The 16,401-nt window shown below is 49.1% G+C and carries 16 protein-coding genes; 7 read left to right on the top strand and 9 right to left on the bottom strand.

Annotated elements, in window-relative coordinates; genetic code table 11:
* Window positions 1–42: 42 nt before the first annotated feature.
* On the bottom strand, window positions 43–186 hold the full coding sequence (locus tag ACXX82_RS15175) for a hypothetical protein (protein ID WP_322236189.1): 144 nt from the start codon (window positions 184–186) through the stop codon (window positions 43–45).
* A gap of 48 nt (window positions 187–234) precedes the next feature.
* Between ACXX82_RS15175 and ACXX82_RS15170 the strand changes: the two genes are divergently transcribed.
* The 6 genes from ACXX82_RS15170 to ACXX82_RS15145 all read left to right on the top strand — a co-directional run bounded on the left by ACXX82_RS15170 (window position 235) and on the right by ACXX82_RS15145 (window position 5,451).
* Window positions 235–435 (top strand): hypothetical protein, encoded by a 201-nt coding sequence (locus ACXX82_RS15170; RefSeq protein ID WP_322236187.1) that lies wholly within the window; start codon window positions 235–237, stop codon window positions 433–435.
* A gap of 312 nt (window positions 436–747) precedes the next feature.
* Window positions 748–999: a GlsB/YeaQ/YmgE family stress response membrane protein gene (locus tag ACXX82_RS15165; RefSeq protein WP_322236185.1), complete on the top strand. Its 252-nt coding sequence runs from the start codon at window positions 748–750 to the stop codon at window positions 997–999.
* 750 nt (window positions 1,000–1,749) lie between these two features.
* Window positions 1,750–2,595, top strand: a complete 846-nt coding sequence (locus tag ACXX82_RS15160; protein WP_322236183.1) for a hypothetical protein — start codon at window positions 1,750–1,752, stop codon at window positions 2,593–2,595.
* A gap of 91 nt (window positions 2,596–2,686) precedes the next feature.
* Window positions 2,687–3,634 carry a hypothetical protein gene (locus ACXX82_RS15155; protein WP_458563197.1) on the top strand — a complete coding sequence of 316 codons (948 nt, stop codon included), beginning with the start codon at window positions 2,687–2,689 and terminating at the stop codon, window positions 3,632–3,634.
* Window positions 3,635–3,686: 52 nt separating this feature from the next.
* Window positions 3,687–3,959 (top strand): transposase, encoded by a 273-nt coding sequence (locus ACXX82_RS15150; protein ID WP_458563196.1) that lies wholly within the window; start codon window positions 3,687–3,689, stop codon window positions 3,957–3,959.
* 424 nt (window positions 3,960–4,383) lie between these two features.
* Window positions 4,384–5,451, top strand: a complete 1,068-nt coding sequence (locus ACXX82_RS15145; protein WP_322236178.1) for a GlxA family transcriptional regulator — start codon at window positions 4,384–4,386, stop codon at window positions 5,449–5,451.
* A 68-nt stretch (window positions 5,452–5,519) separates the two neighbouring features.
* On the opposite strand, the gene ACXX82_RS15140 is transcribed toward ACXX82_RS15145, so the two are convergent.
* The 3 genes from ACXX82_RS15140 to pepN form a co-directional block, all read right to left on the bottom strand.
* A complete protein-coding gene (locus ACXX82_RS15140; RefSeq protein ID WP_458563195.1) occupies window positions 5,520–6,263 on the bottom strand; it encodes a transporter in 744 nt (247 codons plus the stop codon).
* Window positions 6,264–6,589: 326 nt separating this feature from the next.
* Window positions 6,590–7,591, bottom strand: a complete 1,002-nt coding sequence (locus ACXX82_RS15135) for a class 1 fructose-bisphosphatase (protein ID WP_322236174.1) — start codon at window positions 7,589–7,591, stop codon at window positions 6,590–6,592.
* Between the two features lie 19 nt (window positions 7,592–7,610).
* Complete coding sequence (gene pepN / locus ACXX82_RS15130; RefSeq protein ID WP_458563194.1) at window positions 7,611–10,337, bottom strand: aminopeptidase N; 2,727 nt, start codon at window positions 10,335–10,337, stop codon at window positions 7,611–7,613.
* Between the two features lie 367 nt (window positions 10,338–10,704).
* Here pepN and ACXX82_RS15125 point away from each other — a divergent pair, with 367 nt between their 5' ends.
* Window positions 10,705–11,343: a DUF4136 domain-containing protein gene (locus ACXX82_RS15125; protein WP_458563193.1), complete on the top strand. Its 639-nt coding sequence runs from the start codon at window positions 10,705–10,707 to the stop codon at window positions 11,341–11,343.
* A 134-nt stretch (window positions 11,344–11,477) separates the two neighbouring features.
* Here the strand turns inward: ACXX82_RS15125 and ACXX82_RS15120 are convergent, their stop codons facing one another.
* The 5 genes from ACXX82_RS15120 to ACXX82_RS15100 form a co-directional block, all read right to left on the bottom strand.
* On the bottom strand, window positions 11,478–11,657 hold the full coding sequence (locus ACXX82_RS15120) for a hypothetical protein (protein WP_322236169.1): 180 nt from the start codon (window positions 11,655–11,657) through the stop codon (window positions 11,478–11,480).
* A 22-nt stretch (window positions 11,658–11,679) separates the two neighbouring features.
* On the bottom strand, window positions 11,680–12,654 hold the full coding sequence (locus tag ACXX82_RS15115) for a quinone oxidoreductase family protein (RefSeq protein WP_323505693.1): 975 nt from the start codon (window positions 12,652–12,654) through the stop codon (window positions 11,680–11,682).
* A gap of 189 nt (window positions 12,655–12,843) precedes the next feature.
* Window positions 12,844–13,623 (bottom strand): SDR family oxidoreductase, encoded by a 780-nt coding sequence (locus ACXX82_RS15110; protein ID WP_322236165.1) that lies wholly within the window; start codon window positions 13,621–13,623, stop codon window positions 12,844–12,846.
* A 2-nt stretch (window positions 13,624–13,625) separates the two neighbouring features.
* Window positions 13,626–14,537 (bottom strand): DMT family transporter, encoded by a 912-nt coding sequence (locus tag ACXX82_RS15105; RefSeq protein ID WP_323505694.1) that lies wholly within the window; start codon window positions 14,535–14,537, stop codon window positions 13,626–13,628.
* Window positions 14,538–14,849: 312 nt separating this feature from the next.
* Window positions 14,850–16,346: a helicase HerA-like C-terminal domain-containing protein gene (locus tag ACXX82_RS15100; protein WP_458563192.1), complete on the bottom strand. Its 1,497-nt coding sequence runs from the start codon at window positions 16,344–16,346 to the stop codon at window positions 14,850–14,852.
* Window positions 16,347–16,401 lie beyond the last annotated feature (55 nt).

The raw sequence follows: 16,401 nt of genomic DNA, 5'->3' as shown, positions 1-16,401 counted from the left end.
CCGTCTTACACACCTCGACACAAAAAAATATAGTGGGTAATGTTAACGGCGCAGGACGCCGCCTGTCATTATGGCCATCACTGTCATTGCGTTCGGGGCGACGCCAGGCGTCATCGCGATGATTAATGCGGCGACTTCCTCTACTCCTACATAAAGAAGTGACAACGCCCGACATTCAGGCAACATGGTTATCTCTATCATGCTCACCATAACCAATGGTGGATAGTCAAAATCATGGACGTGACAATTATTCGAGAATACAAAGGCCAAAAAATTTACGTTTTTACCCACCTCAATTCGGCCGGGTGGTTAATTAAGGTAAATCTGGAAAACGGTATCGAATGGAAAGATGAGAATACCTTCATAGGATCTCTTGAAGAAGTGGGCCAGGAAGGCGTCAGACGGGGACAACAGCTTATAGACAATCGCCTATAATTTTTTTAGTATTACTGCAAACTATCTGATGCAAGTCGCAGCTCAGAACCCAGTTTGCAATAAAATTTGTGAACATTTGTAAAAACAAGAAACTATAACTATAGTATTTATAGGCGACTAAATACTTTACGCATTGCTGATCAGCGCAATAATAATTTATTAGAAAAGAATGGAGAGAGAAGAGCCAGCGCATCCACTTCAAATTACTCTCTCATTTTTTAAAATTTAGCCGTAAAAAAATAATATAGTTGCGGCTCACGTTCAATGACGCTAGACTTTTTCACCCACTGCTAAACTACGAAAGGAAATACCATGGAACATGGAATTCTCGCTTGGCTCATCATCGGTGCTATCGCCGGTTGGCTCGCTGGTGTCTTGGTTAAGGGCGGCGGCTTTGGTATTTTGGTCGACATTCTTGTTGGTATTGTGGGGGCATTCATCGGCGGCTGGCTGGCCGGTCTGATCGGCATCGGCGTCAGTGGTGGCATGATCGCTTCGATAGTCACAGCAACGATTGGTGCGATTGTACTGCTCGTCATCGTACGACTGGTGAAACGCGCATAGCAATTCATGCTGGCCTATAACTTATAGCAGCATGCACTGTCTTTCAATAACCTCAGAAGGTTATTGAAATTTCTCAATTCGCTACAAGGTAAGGCAAATATAACGACTCCGACGCTTAAATGTCCGAGTCGTTTTTTTATTTTTTGCGACTTATCCGCTCATCACACTAGAGCCCACGATATTTTTCATGTCGACATATTTGACACGTCTGAATTGGCACATATCGCCCTCAATTAAATAATCGTTTTGGCTCTTTTTGACAAGCATAGTGACGCCCTTCGACGCGCGAATATCTATTATTCCCATCTTCAAAAATCGATATATACGCCTCAGCAAGGTGACGTAAATCGCATCACACCACCTTCTGGTGCTCCATGGAAAGGCGTCCAAATCAGCCATCTATGCTGTCCTAACTCGACAAAGTTTTGTCGTAAACACTTTTGTCGACGGTCCTATGATCAATACATCGCGACGCACATGTCTCTTGCCAACGTATGAATGGATGGGACCAGTCAATATTTTAGGCTGTGATTGGTTAGTGCAGGAGAAGCGATGTTTTTGAAAAAACAGGCAGTTTTGTGCAGCAATTTTTCTGTCAAAAATGTCGGAATTGTGATTTTCTCTCACAACACCGACCGCCTGCAATGCCTCGTGGCAGCTTTGATTTATAACGAAATCTTGTCTGTTAATTTTGGGCGTATATAGACGAGACCCCTAGCAATTGACGCCCTACACTCAGGAGAAATAAAAATGAAAAAGCAAATTATTGCCGCATCCATCGCTTCCCTTTTCTTAGTTGGGGGATATGCTAACGCACATCATTCGGCTCCATCATCAGGATCAAAAACAACGACAACAACGACAACGTTAACTGTCAAAAACTCTTCCAGCGCCAGTGCAACTGCAGGCGCTGGCGGAGCTGGTGGCGGCGCCACTAGTGGCTCCGTAACAAGCGGCCCAACATCCGGCGGTGCTGTGACTGCAGGCGATGCAACCCAAACCAACATGAGCGGCAACGCTAACAGCGGCAACAATAGCACTGGCGGCGGCGGAGCCAGCTCACAAGGTGGCAATACCACAGCCGGCAATACTAGCGGCGCTCCTGCTACCGCAGGTGCTGCTACTGGCGGCCCTGCTTCGTCGATTGGTGGTCCTGCCGGCAATGCAAAAGGCAACTCTGCCAGTGCAGATTCTGCAGCGACTGGCGCTGCTGGCGCTGGAAGCTCAAGCGGCTGGAAAAAAATGCCTAGCAGCGGTGGTTCTACTTCATCTACAGCAAATGCATCTGCAACTGGCAACACTACTGGCGGCAACGGTGGTGGCTCTGGCGCTACCGGTGGTGGGGCCACAGGCGGCAGCGCTGGCACCCTCACTAAGGGTTCGTCACAAACCGCAAACGGTAATTCTTTGGCAGTTGGTGGTGGTGCTAGCTCCAAAACTGGTATCGCAGATAGCTCGGTGAACGGTAACAGCAATACCGCTGGTTCTGCATACTCCTTAACAATTGGGGGAAGCGCAAAGAGCGGTCCAGCAATCGGCGGTGACGGCGGTAACGGTGGCGGCGCAACTGCAGCTGCAGCCTCGGGTAACCTCTAACTTTATAAAGTTTTTCGCGTAAAGGGAAGGGGAAGAGGGAAAGAGTACTTTCCCTCTCTCCTGGAACATACAGAAAAATAACGGAGAAGCCATGAAACACAAACTTCTAGGTATTCTGGTAGCCTCAATATTCACAGTACCAGTAGTCGCGGAAGCGAACAGTTCGACTCCAGTGTCGCCTACCTCCGCATCGACATCAACATCAACCGCGAGTGGTGGAGCAGGTGGAGCAGGTGGATCAGCCAATGGTGGTTCTGCCACTGGCGGAGCAGCTACCGGCGGCAGCGCTACCGGCGGAGCGGCATCAAATACCGTTTCAGGTACTACAGCCAACGGTAATACGTCGACCGTGAGCGTTTCGGTGACCTTGCCAAGCAGATCCTCCAGTGACTCCAGCTCTGGGTCTGGCTCCGGCACTGGGTCAGGCAGCGGAACCTCTGGTACAGGATCAGGTACAACCGGTACGACGGGGACCACAGCTGCCACAACAGCAGCGACTGATCCAAACACTACGACCGCAAAAGTCGAATATGGCGGTACTTATACAGTGAAAAGCGCACCTTCAATTACCGCACCATCACTGACCACAACGCTGTCCGATACTTGCATGGGCTCAGTATCATTTGGCTTATCACTGACTGGATTCGGCGCTACCGCCGCCTCGACCATGGTGGATCAAGCCTGCGTACGTCGCCTTGACTCAAGGGAATTCCGTGCAATGGGTCTCAACGATGTGGCGCTAGCACTCTTATGCCAAAGCGATGCCAATCGAAAAGCTGTAGAGGCAACCGGTCATGATTGTCCAGGTATGGCAAGACCAGCAGTCGCGGCAGCAAATACAGCACCAGCACAGATATCTCGTAACGATGTAGCGGCTCCTGCTGCACCGACACCTGCTCCCGTGGCTGCCCCAGCTGCTGTTCCTAGTACAGTAACCGCTAGTAGCGTCAGTGATCCCGATAATACCGAATATCGCGATCCATTCGTACGCCGTCGCCTCGGCCTGGAACCACTACAAGATGAAACTACTACCAAATAGTCATAGTCTAACCATAGCTATGAGTGAATCAATAGAAGGCGAAGGACATGCCATGAAGCGCACGCCACTTTCCCGCGATCGGATTGCTGAGGCTCTTAAGCAGGAGGAGCTCGGTATGCCGGTAGCTGACGTAATTCGACAAGCCGGGATAACCCAGCGTACTTTTCAGAGCTGGAAAAAGCAATACGGTGGCTTACAGGATTACCCCCAGCGATTGAAATGCCTGGAGGAGGAGAACGTTAAGCTGAAACAAATTGTAGCTGAGCTAACCCTTGAAAACTCGCGCCTTGAGGATGCATTGGAAAACAAGCATCTCAGTCATTGATAACATGCTGATTCAAACGCGATCTCGACGCTATTTCGGTCTAGGCTAAATCGGTCAAAACCAACGTTAAAGTTGGCGTTGTAGACTGGGCTTAGGAACCATAACGCGAGGTTATGAGTTGTGAAGCGACGCAAAAACATTGGAAAGAAGTGTAGGTAATTAACCCTATCACGACTAACAAGACGCTCTTTCCTCATGCAAACAAACCATCAATTTGGTATGAAAGTTCCTGAAAAGAAACTAATTGATGTCAATAAAGCAGAAATAAATATTGTCTTTTTTACATCTAAATTTGACCATTTTTAAGTTTTTTTGATATAGGTCAAGGAAATTATCTGCAATTATAGGAGTATTAAAGATGATTATTTGGCAACAATAAATTACTAAATAACAATACTAAAACTTGCCGTTAGGGGGAAGCTTCATGAATATTGGGGGCTTAAACACAGTCGGGGCGACGGACGATATTTCCGCCGTCAAGCATATTGGCATTATGGTTTTCGATGGCGTAATACTGGCCGATGTAGTGGGTGCGGCGGATGTATTCGGAATCGGAGACAAACTCATTTCAACCGCATTTCCCGGCACTACGCGCTATCAGGTATCGATTATGTCGATTTCTGGCGGCATGGTAACGTCCTCGGCCGCAGTGCAAATTCTGACAGCACCGATTACACAATTCGATAATCAGGATTTTGATACCCTTCTCATTGCCAGCGGCACGGGTAACTTTGACGCGTATCGCGATCCAGTGCTCATTACATGGCTACAAAAAAAGCGCAGCCAGGTTCGCCGCCTTGCCGCAATCTGCACCGGCGTATTTGTCATTGGGGCAGCAGGTTTTCTGAACAATCGCCGCGCCACCACACATTGGGCACTGGCAGACAAACTCGCGCGTGAATTTCCTAAAATCAACATTGATAGGGAAGCCCAGATCGTGGACGACAATAATATTTTCACATCATGCGATGTTGGCATGGCTACCGATCTCGCTTTACGTCTATTGGAAAACGATTTGGGACCCGCCGTTGCGCAACGTGTAGCGCAAAACCTTGTAGTGTGCCAACGACGCCGAGACACCTCACCTATCAATAACCCAGCGCGTCCCGTCGAATCGATGATTAATAGCAAAATCCACAAGGCTTCTCTCTGGTTCGTTGAACACCTTAGCGATCCTGTTTCAGTGATTGATGCCGCCAACTATGTCTACATGAGTGAGCGTAACTTCGTTCGCCAGTTCAAACGAGAAACTGGTCAAACGCCACACGACTTTCTCACAAACTTGCGACTGGAAGCGGTACGTCAGCAATTAACCGAGACCGATTTACCAGTCGATAAGATTGCCCGTCGTTGTGGACTGTTCAGTGGCGCGAATGTCGCAAAACTTTTCCGCAAGCAGATGTGGCCATCACCAACAGAATATCGTCGTGGCATTCGCCCGTCGGAAAGCAAGGCGCCGCAACTTCGGATTGCCGGACTACCGGATTGTTAAACGGTTGGTACCACGGAAGATTTTAAACGTCGACTATCTGCCTGGCGTAATTTATTTTTCAGCTAACATCAAAAGCGCCAGGTCAAGCCGACACCAAGCTGATGGCTGACTTCCGCGCTATTCAGACCAAATTTTATACCAGCATCAAGATCAACATCTTTATTAGGAGAGTAAATCAGCCCCGTGAGCATAAAGGCAGGATTGATCGTGCTCATGACATCGGAGTTACGGGTAATTCCGATATCTCCCACTAAACTGCATTTTGGGGTAAGGCTGTAAGACACCGCAGCAGATGCGCGCCAAAGAGCGTCGCGATTGCTTTGTCGATCTGATGCTAACGCATAGCGATTAACATTAACCCCGATATTTCCGTGAAACATCCATGGAGACATATCGACGGTCCCAATCAAGGTCAGCGCTCCGCTGCTGCGACCGGTCCCCAAACTCCTGTTTTGATTACCGGTCGGCAGAACCAAAATGGGTTTGATAGCCAAACTGATCGGACCTTGCTCATAAAACCGCCATTTAATCCCAAGCGAGCCATCATTCACTCCGCGCGGTGACGATAATGTCGAGGGAACATCGCTAATAAGATCAACATTTGATAGCACGCCATAGGTAAAAGTAACGTCAGCAACATGGCTGAAATCACCTTGTTTTTTGTACCAGTCGGTATTCACTTCCAGTTGTCGGTTTCCGACATCCTGCGTGCTGGTGTCGTCAGTGACGAGCGGATGGGCCGCAAACGCTGATTGCAAAAACATCAATAGCGCAGGTGCACTTAATGCGTGCATTTTTTTAAATAACATCATTGACCTTCGCTGATTCCACCACCAAGCCTTGAAAGCTGCGGTCAGATTATTTTTTTATTACTCCACTATTTTACCTGCGGATAATTTCAAGAATATGACTTGTTACTTAGGAGTCTTGCGACGCTGTATGCAGGCCATCAATGTAGACTCGGATTATCACCGCACCGTCTTCGAAAGTGCGCTTCGAAGACGGTTATCCATTGCGGCCAAATGCAGGTGTATCACTCTATATAGAGCGTTAAACGTTTATTGAGAATTAGAAGGAATGGATGTGTACCAATTTTCCACCAAGTAGCATCTCACCCAACCCATTCCTACTGAACTCTTTATTCGTTGTGATAGCGGGTAACGCGCTCTACTTCCGTTTTAGATCCCAAAAACACCGGCACACGTTGATGTAGTTTGTGCGGGACGATATCCAGGATTGCCTGTTTTCCATCCGTCGCCACACCGCCCGCCTGCTCTACCAGCATTGCCATCGGATTGGCTTCATACATCAAGCGCAATTTTCCTGGCATATCAGGATCGCGTGAATCGGCTGGATACATAAAGATGCCACCACGGCTAAGAATACGGTGTACGTCTGCCACCATAGAGGCAACCCAGCGCATGTTGAAATCTTTCTTCAACGGTCCGGCGCTGCCTTCCAGCATCTCATTGACGTAACGCGTGACCGGTGGAAACCAATGCCGGGTGTTCGATGCATTGATGGCGAATTCCTTGGTTTCAGTTGGTATCTGAATATCACGTTGCGTCAGCACCCATGCGCCCATTTCCCGGTCCAGAGTAAAGCAATGCACACCATTTCCGGTAGTCAATACCAGCATCGTTTGTGGACCGTAGACCGCATAACCGGCGGCGACTTGCTGGCGACCTGATTGCAAAAAATCTTGCTCGGTAGGCGCTTGCATGCCATCCGGCGCTTTGAGGACTGAAAAGATGGTACCGATCGAGACATTGACGTCAATATTACTGGAGCCATCAAGTGGATCGAACAACAATAGATATTCGCCCTGCGGATAGCGATTGGGAATCGGATGAATAGTTTCCATTTCCTCCGATGCCATCGCTGCCAGATGACCGCCCCACTCGTTCGCCTCAAGCAGAATTTCATTAGAAATGATATCCAGTTTCTTTTGCACTTCGCCCTGTACGTTTTCGCTTTCAGCGCTTCCCAGTACTTCGCCCAACGCACCCTTACCGACGGCATGGCTAATCGTTTTACAGGCGCGCCCGACGACCTCGATCAGCAAACGTAATTCGGAAGGAATACTATTGTGTAGACGCTGTTGTTCGATAAGATGTTGTGTGAGGCTTACACGTTTCATGTGAATTTTTCCTAAAATATTAATGAGCAAGTGCTTTGGAAATAACTTCCAGCACGTCTTTGGACAAATCCGGTGTTGCGGCGATGCGCTCTAAAGCGCCGCGCATTTTTTCTTGCACCGTCGGCGCATATTTTCTCCAGCGATCCAGCGTACGGGCCAGCCGAGCGGCAACTTGCGGATTTACGCTATTGAGAGCAATCACCTGGTCTGCCCAGAATGCATAACCGCTGCCATCAACAGCGTGAAAATTGGCTGGATTGCTATTACAGAAACTGAAAATCAAACTCCGCGCGCGATTTGGATTGCTGAAAGTAAAGGCCGGATGCTTAAGCAAATCCCTGACCGCATTTACGTCGCTGGTGCGTGCCATGGCTTGCAACGCGAACCACTTATCGATCACCAATGCCTCCTGCGCGAAATCGGTATAAAACTGCGATAACGCAGCAATTTTTCCTGGCGCACTGCTATTCGTCAGAGCCAGCAAAGCAGCAAAGCGATCAGTCATGTTAGTGGCATCGTTGTACTGTTGCTGTGCCAGTGCATGTATCTCATCGTCGTCGCCTTCCATCAAATACGACAGCGCTACATTTTTCAGCGCTCGTTTACCAGCAGAAAGTGCATCTGCGCTATAAGCGCCGGGAGTTTGATTGGCGTGGTATGCGGCCAACAAGTCAGTACGCAATGTCTTCGCAAGGATGGAGCGCAAAAATTGGCGCGCTGCATGAATTGCCTGCGGATCGATCACCTCGGTTTGCTCAGCCAGTACTGATTCAGACGGCAAGGTAATCGCCAACTCCCGGAAAGCCTCATCCAGCGTTGCATCGTTCAAAATAATGCGCATAGCCTCGCCAAGCGCATCGCTATTCGCTCCCGCAGCGCTCAGCATAGCCTCCAATGACGCTTCGTTCGGGGTGGCGGACATTGCGGCTGCGGCAGCCGTCATTGTCAACGTAAGCAAGCTGCGGGTGGCCAACCGTTGACCCGCTTCCCAACGATTGAATGGATCGCTGTCATGTGCCAGCAAGAAGGCCAGTTCAGCATCTGTATACGTAACATCCAGTACAACCGGCGCTGAAAAATTGCGCAGGATGGATGGCACAGGCTGTTCCGCCACGTCAATGAAACGGAAGGTTTGCTGTGCTTTAGTCAGCTCAAGAACGCGGGTAATTTCAGTCGGTAAGTCTTTGTGATCAACTGCGCTTTCTCCTTTCAGGCGCAACGGCAAATCGCTACCATTTTTGCCAACCAAACCAATCGCCACAGGAATATGGAACGGTAATTTCTTCTTTTGACCCGGTGTAGGCAGACACGTTTGCGTCAGCGTCACGTCGAAGGTTTTTTTAATCGGATCGTAATGTGTTTTAGCATGCACACGCGGGGTTCCCGCCTGGCTGTACCAGCGTTCAAACTGCGTCAAGTCGCGACCGTTGGCATCCACCATGGCAGCGCGAAAATCATCGCAGGCTACGGCTTGACCATCATGACGCTTGAAGTACAGATCCATGCCCTTTCTGAATCCGTCGCGCCCAAGCAAAGTTTGATACATACGGACAACTTCGGCACCTTTTTCGTAAATGGTAACGGTGTAGAAATTGTTGATTTCAACATACGCGTCCGGACGCACTGAATGCGCCATCGGGCCCGCGTCTTCTGGAAACTGCGCCTGGCGTAATACGCGCACATCATCGATACGCTTCACCGCACGACCACTATCGGTACCGACCATGTCAGCAGAAAATTCCTGATCACGGAAAACAGTCAATCCTTCTTTAAGCGACAATTGAAACCAGTCACGGCAGGTGACACGGTTTCCGGTCCAGTTATGAAAATATTCATGACCGACTACCGCTTCGATATTGGCGTAATCGACATCGGTTGCCAGATGCGGATTGGCGAGGACAAATTTGGTATTGAATATATTCAAACCCTTATTTTCCATCGCGCCCATATTGAAATCACCGACCGCCACGATCATGAAGCGATCCAGATCCAACTCCAATCCAAAGCGCTCTTCGTCCCAACGAATACTATTTTTGAGCGAATCCATCGCATGTTGCGTTTTGTCGAGATTTCCTTTTTCGACCCATACTTGCAGCAATACTTTACGACCTGATTTCAGCGTATATTTTTCTTGCTGACAAACCAGCTTGCCCGCAACCAGCGCAAATAAATACGAAGGCTTTTTGAACGGGTCTTCCCATTTTGCATAATGGCGACCATCACCCAAATCACCCTTTTCGATCAGATTGCCATTTGATAACAGCACTGGATATTTTTTCTTATTAGCGCGCAGCATGACGGTGTACTTCGCCATCACGTCCGGGCGATCCGGGAAATACGTAATCTTGCGGAAACCTTCCGCTTCACACTGTGTGAAAAAATTACCATTCGACACATACAAACCCATTAACGACGTATTTTTTTCTGGTTGGGTCAGCGTTTCAATTTCAAGAGTAACTTTGGCTGGCGCAAGCGGGATTCGCAACGTGCCGCCCTGCAACTGATACTGGCCTGACTTTAACTGCTTGCCGTTCAGACGCAAGCTGATCAGTTCCAGCTCCTCACCCACCAGTACGATTCCTTTGTCAAGGCTTGCCGGATTACGGCGCATCACAATGCGGGTAGCAACCCGAGTCGAAGCGGGATCAAGATCGAAACCCATATCTACCGTATCAACCCAGTAAGAAGGAGCGGTGTAATCTTTACGATAAATCGTAGATGGTGTTGCTGCCGTATCGTTACGCATAGGATCTAGTGATGAGAAATTCGTAGAAAACACGATTCTACCAAGCAACCGCCGAATGTTCATGCAATTTGGCTGTAACGCTTGGTCCGGGCATGAGATGTAAAGGCGTATTGTTATTACATTGTTTGAGCACAACCCCAGCCATTCAGACCACGAACAAGCGTCACTAGTCCATGACAAACAGAATCACAGACGGACGCGTACAATCCCCTATAAGAAGAAGTGCTCGCGATAACGACGGATCGCCGACGTTAGCGTTATTTCACGTCGAGTTATCAGGGATGAACTCTACGGCAATATTTCACTCCAAGAATACGGTCCACCCAACAGACGAGAATTTTTTTATTTCGCTCTACCGAGGAAAATTATGAAACGGTTTTTAGTTCTTTGTATGGCTGCGATGTGTTTGCTACTGGCTGGTTGCGCCTCTTTCATCCGTAGTGACGTCACGGCGTTCAACGAGTGGCCCGCTGATCTGACCAACAAGTCATTCACCTTTACCCACTCAACCGAGCAAGATAATGATCTTGAATACCGCAACTACGAGAACCTGGTGCGCCAGCAGCTTCAACGGCTTGGCTTTACCGAACCGGCAAACCGCGCGCAAGCCGCGCTAACTGTAGCGTTAACATACGGTGTCACCGCGCGCGACGTGCACGTTGTGGAACCAGTGGTGATTGATCCTGGTTTTTATGGGTCTCCGCTCTATGGTCCAGGATGGGGATACCGCGGATTCTACGGCCCATTCAATGATCCATTTTGGTACGGCACACCGGTAGTGACCCAGCGCGAGCTGAATTTTCAGGTATTCACACGCCGTGCAAATGTTGGCATTTCCCGCATCAGCGACGCCAAAAAATTGTATGACGTGACCGTTGTCAGCGAGGGACGAGTCAGCGCATTGCCAAAGGTAATGCCTTATTTAATCCGTAGCGCATTTAGCGACTTCCCTGGGCAAAGCGGTGTTCCACGGCAGGTAAAGCTAAAAGTTGAAGACACCAAATAGTGACCCACCAAATCGGGTAGCTGCTATGCTCAAGGAATAGTTCGATGGAAACCTGCACCATGTCTTTACGACAGGCGCAGGTTTCATCGTTTGTGGCGGAATTTATTAGCCAATTGAGACTAATGTTGAAACAATCAGGTATAAAACCACTCGCTGGCAAACGTAATAAAGCCAATCAAGATCACCATTAATATCAGCACTATTAGCAAGCGACCAAATTTCGGCGTACCATCCGTACCGGTCGGCTGCTCTTCTGGATGGCCCATTGGATTATTTTCATGGACCGTTTCCTGGTGTTCGATTTTGTCGCTCATGGCTTACTTTATAATAAAAAATTTAAGGAATCAGAATCGTCGAGCCAGTTGTTTTACGCCCTTCCAGATCGATGTGCGCCTGCGCAGCATCTTTTAGAGCATAACGTTGATTGATATCGATCACGATTTTTTTACTACCGATCATTTGAAACAAATCAGCAGCGGCCGCATCAAGCTCGGCACGCGTCGAGATGTAGTGTGACAGCGATGGTCGTGTAATGGATAACGAACCGCGCGAAACCAGTTCATTCAAGCTAAACGGTGGCACCGGTCCGGAAGAACTACCAAAGCTGACCATCGTTCCGAGCGGCGAGAGACAATCCAATGAGTCGATGAAGGTATCCTTGCCAATCGAATCGAACACCACGGGCACGCCTTTGCCATTGGTGAACTCCTTCATCCGCTCAACGATATTTTCGGTCTTCGAATTGATCACATGGGTGCAACCTGCGGCAAGCGCCAACGCTTTTTTCTCGTCTGAGCCGACCGTGCCGATCATCTTCACACCGAGCGAACGCGCCCACTGCGCGGCAATCAGCCCTACCCCGCCAGCGGCCGCGTGAAATAGTATGGTGTCGCCCTCTTTTACGGGAAAGGTCCGTCTGAACAAATATTGAACCGTCAGCCCTTGTAACAGGGAAGCGGCTGCGACATCAAACGAAATCTCGTCTGGTAATTTAACCAGCATCGCCACAGGCATCAGGCGGACTTCGGAATAGGAGCCATTTGGCCGCCCTGCATAGGCGACGCGATCACCCGGTTTAAAACCAAGAACACCCAACCCGACAGCCTCGATTACGCCAGCGCCCTCTTGCCCCACACCACCGGGCAGCGGTTGCGGATACAAGCCGATTCGGAAATAGACATCGATAAAATTTACCCCGCATGCAACATTCCGAATTCTGACTTCGCCCGGCCCAGGCTCGCCAACTTCAACATCGACGTACTCCATCACCTCAGGACCACCTGTCTTGCGAATTACGATTGCTTTAACCATTATTTTCTCGATTCTAAATAAAAAAATGCTCTGTTATTTACAAGGCCAACCTAAACGATGAGTCTGACACAAATTTGTTCGGGTAACTCACTGCTTATTACCCTCTGACAAAACAGTACGAGGTGCCGAGAGTCGAGGCCGCCGAGACTGCAAGAAACATTCAACCAACAGGCAATTTTTAATTTATTTTTAAAAGGTGCCCGGATAAGCGCCGCCGTCGAGCAAAATATTTTGCCCCGTCAGGTAACCGGCATGTGCGCTACACATAAATGCACACATCGCACCAAATTCGGCGGCATTTCCAAATCGTTTTGCTGGTATTTGCCCAGCTCTTGCTTGCTGTACTTGCTCAATGGTCGTACCGTTAGCTGAAGCAGATGCGGCCTGCATCGAACGCAAACGATCAGTATCAAACGCACCCGGCAATAAATTATTGATCGTTACGTTGTGTGCGACTGTCTTGCGAGCAATACCTGCAACAAATCCGGTAAGACCAGAACGCGCACCGTTCGATAAACCGAGTACGTCAATCGGCGCTTTCACCGAGCTTGATGTGATATTCACGATACGACCAAAACCACGGGCGATCATGCCATCCACAGTGGCCTTAATCAGTTCAATCGGCGTCAACATATTGGCGTCAAGCGCCTTGATCCAGTCGTCCCGCTGCCAATCACGAAAATCACCCATCGGTGGACCGCCAGCATTAGTCACCAAAATATCCGGTTGCGGACAAGCAGCCAACACCAGCGCTCGCCCCTCCGCTGTGGTGATATCACAGACAACAGCAATTACCTCAACGCCGTAGGCATCGCGCAACTGCTGCGCCGTTTGCTCCAGCGTTTCCGCTGTCCGTGCTACCAATGTTAAATTGACGCCATCGCCCGCTAATGCTTCAGCACATCCGCGTCCTAATCCTTTGCTGGCACCGCAGACCAAGGCTTGCTTGCCACGAATTCCAAGATCCATTTTTAAACTTTCTTCTTTGAAATCAGATAAATACCCGTTAACACCAATCCGGTTCCTGCCAGCTGAATACCCGTAATCGGTTCATCCAATATGAGCGCGCCCAAAAACAAGGTTGAAACCGGCCCGACCATGCCGGCTTGCGCCGAAGTCGCGGCACCAATCCGTGCCACCGCAATCATCGTTAAAAATACCGGTAATACTGTACAAAAAACCGCATTAATCAAAGATAAGCCATACACAGCTGTCGGTTGCACGATCATGTAAGCCGGACGCAAAAGAAAAAATTGCACTACGCAAGCGACACAAGAAATACACATTGCATACGCCACCAATCGCAACGCACCGACACGGCTCACCAATTCACCCGACAATAAAAGATAGAACGAATACGTAATCGCTGCGCCTAGCACTAGTGAACTGCCCAATCCGATATCAGGCCCGCCCAGTCGCACGTCATGTATAAATACCAAAACGGTGCCCAAATAAGAAAGCCCTAAAGCTCCCCATTCAAGCAACGTAACGCGTCGCTGGTAAAAGAAAAACGACAGCAATAAAACAAACGACGGCGTCAAAAACAAAATCAACCGCTCCAACCCCGCTGATATATATTGCAGACCCATAAAATCGAGAAAACTCGACAAGTAATATCCCACTAGACCCAATATCACGATACGAATACGGTCAATATTTGCCAGCGGTGGCGCGGACCGGGTTTTCCATATTGCAACCACTGCAAACAAAGGAAACGCGAATAGCATACGAAACATAATTAACGTCACGGCGTCAACATCGTACCGATAAATCAACTTTGCCACGATCGCTTTGGCAGAAAAAAGAACAGCCCCGATAATGCCAATTGCCAAGCCACTAAGGTAAATCTTGCGGTCGACTGACTGCAACGGTAAAGATGTCATATTAGGATTGTAAATGGTATAAAAAAATTGCGTTTTGATAGCGTGATTTAAGCAGAGTCGTCTACACAAAGCAGGTATCGACGGAAGGTAAAGGCCCCATGTCAGGCCCGCATTCCTGTTCGATTGAAACGGAGCTATTGACGACGCAGATCAATAGCTACAACACAAATAACCACGCGATCAATGCTATCTTCGGCCCAAGCGACACAGAAGGAGCGTGGAGCGAATATTTAATTTATCGCCTGCGAGCAAAAACTGTCAATTTCTGCGAGGCAGTAGTCTCCGGCCAGCACAGAATGCGATCGATTACTTTCATTTAAAAATCGATCCGAGAACGCCACGAATAATTTGCCGCCCTAACTGCGAACCCATTGTTCTAGCAGCCGATTTCACAACGGTTTCGACCAACGTATCCCGGCTACCAGAACCGGTTTTGCCACCCAACATACCGCCTAATGCGTCAGTCCACGAACCGCCAGTAGTGGGAATAGTTGAAGGCACAGTGACGTCAGCGCCACCCGTTGAAGTCGCTGCGGTACGACCTTTCAATTTTTCATATGCAGACTCCCGATCAACCGCGGTGTCGTACACACCAGCGACGATTGATCCGGCAATCAACTGCTGACGCTCCTCTTGCGAAATTGGCCCGATTTGCGATGCTGGCGGCAGAATATACGCACGCTCAACAATGGTCGGTCGGCCTTTTTCGTCCAGGAAAGAAACTAACGCCTCGCCAACACCAAGTTCACTAATGACCTGCGACGTATTTAAACTGGGGTTAGCGCGGAATGTGTCCGCTGCGGCTTGCACCGCTTTTTGATCCCGCGGCGTATAAGCGCGTAAGGCATGCTGTACACGATTACCTAATTGACCGAGCACCGTATCCGGTATATCCAGAGGATTTTGTGTCACAAAGTAGACACCCACTCCTTTTGAGCGAATCAAACGCACCACTTGTTCAATTTTCTGTAGCAATGGTTTAGGCGCTTCGGCAAACAGTAAATGTGCCTCATCAAAGAAAAACACCAACTTTGGCTTATCCAGATCGCCCACTTCAGGAAGTTGCTCGTACAATTCTGAAAGCAGCCACAACAAAAAAGTTGAATACAGACGCGGCGATTGCATGAGTTTATCAGCAGCTAAAATATTCACGATCCCTTTGCCATCGCCGTTAGTCTGCAACAAATCGTCGATATTCAGCATCGGTTCACCGAAGAAATTATCTCCGCCCTGCTCTTCAATACCAATCAATCCGCGCTGAATGGCACCGATACTGGCCGCCGAGATATTGCCGTATTCGGTTTTAAAATCAGCCGCGTTGTCACCGACATACCGCAACATCGCCCGCAAATCCTTCGTATCGAGCAATAACAGGCCATTGTCATCGGCAATCTTAAATACCAGTTGCAAGACACCTTGCTGAGTGTCGTTAAGATTGAGCATGCGGGCTAACAAAAGTGGCCCAAGATCGGAAATAGTGGCCCGGATCGGATGACCTTGCTCTCCGAAGACATCCCAAAACGTCACCGGGGCAGCGGCCCATTGCGGTTCATCCATGCCAAGTGCTGCCAAACGTTCCTTCAATTTTGCCGATTGCGTCCCTGCTTTGGCGATTCCAGACAAGTCACCTTTGACGTCAGCCATAAAAACCGGCACTCCGATATCCGATAGCGCCTGCGCGAACACCTGCAGCGTCACCGTCTTGCCCGTGCCGGTAGCGCCTGTGATGCAGCCATGGCGATTCACCAGAGCAGGTAACAAAGCAAGGTCGTGCTGGGTATTTTTAGCAATCAGAAGGGGATTGAGCATAATTTTGTTTGGTCTGAGCGACGGTAAAGTCGATTTTTGAGAGGGTGCACTATGA

This window comes from Glaciimonas sp. GNP009, assembly GCF_054343755.1.
This window is presented reverse-complemented; position numbering and strand designations above follow the sequence as displayed.

What these genes read in the sequence shown, in the direction of transcription:
- ACXX82_RS15140 (WP_458563195.1), bottom strand. Translation starts at nt 6,263, where the DNA reads ATGATGTTATTTAAAAAAATGCACGCATTAAGTGCACCTGCGCTATTG.
- ACXX82_RS15145 (WP_322236178.1), top strand. Translation starts at nt 4,384, where the DNA reads ATGAATATTGGGGGCTTAAACACAGTCGGGGCGACGGACGATATTTCC.
- pepN (WP_458563194.1), bottom strand. Translation starts at nt 10,337, where the DNA reads ATGCGTAACGATACGGCAGCAACACCATCTACGATTTATCGTAAAGAT.
- ACXX82_RS15120 (WP_322236169.1), bottom strand. Translation starts at nt 11,657, where the DNA reads ATGAGCGACAAAATCGAACACCAGGAAACGGTCCATGAAAATAATCCA.
- ACXX82_RS15125 (WP_458563193.1), top strand. Translation starts at nt 10,705, where the DNA reads ATGAAACGGTTTTTAGTTCTTTGTATGGCTGCGATGTGTTTGCTACTG.
- ACXX82_RS15105 (WP_323505694.1), bottom strand. Translation starts at nt 14,537, where the DNA reads ATGACATCTTTACCGTTGCAGTCAGTCGACCGCAAGATTTACCTTAGT.
- ACXX82_RS15155 (WP_458563197.1), top strand. Translation starts at nt 2,687, where the DNA reads ATGAAACACAAACTTCTAGGTATTCTGGTAGCCTCAATATTCACAGTA.
- ACXX82_RS15135 (WP_322236174.1), bottom strand. Translation starts at nt 7,591, where the DNA reads ATGAAACGTGTAAGCCTCACACAACATCTTATCGAACAACAGCGTCTA.
- ACXX82_RS15100 (WP_458563192.1), bottom strand. Translation starts at nt 16,346, where the DNA reads ATGCTCAATCCCCTTCTGATTGCTAAAAATACCCAGCACGACCTTGCT.
- ACXX82_RS15115 (WP_323505693.1), bottom strand. Translation starts at nt 12,654, where the DNA reads ATGGTTAAAGCAATCGTAATTCGCAAGACAGGTGGTCCTGAGGTGATG.
- ACXX82_RS15165 (WP_322236185.1), top strand. Translation starts at nt 748, where the DNA reads ATGGAACATGGAATTCTCGCTTGGCTCATCATCGGTGCTATCGCCGGT.
- ACXX82_RS15160 (WP_322236183.1), top strand. Translation starts at nt 1,750, where the DNA reads ATGAAAAAGCAAATTATTGCCGCATCCATCGCTTCCCTTTTCTTAGTT.
- ACXX82_RS15150 (WP_458563196.1), top strand. Translation starts at nt 3,687, where the DNA reads ATGAAGCGCACGCCACTTTCCCGCGATCGGATTGCTGAGGCTCTTAAG.
- ACXX82_RS15170 (WP_322236187.1), top strand. Translation starts at nt 235, where the DNA reads ATGGACGTGACAATTATTCGAGAATACAAAGGCCAAAAAATTTACGTT.
- ACXX82_RS15110 (WP_322236165.1), bottom strand. Translation starts at nt 13,623, where the DNA reads ATGGATCTTGGAATTCGTGGCAAGCAAGCCTTGGTCTGCGGTGCCAGC.
- ACXX82_RS15175 (WP_322236189.1), bottom strand. Translation starts at nt 186, where the DNA reads ATGTTGCCTGAATGTCGGGCGTTGTCACTTCTTTATGTAGGAGTAGAG.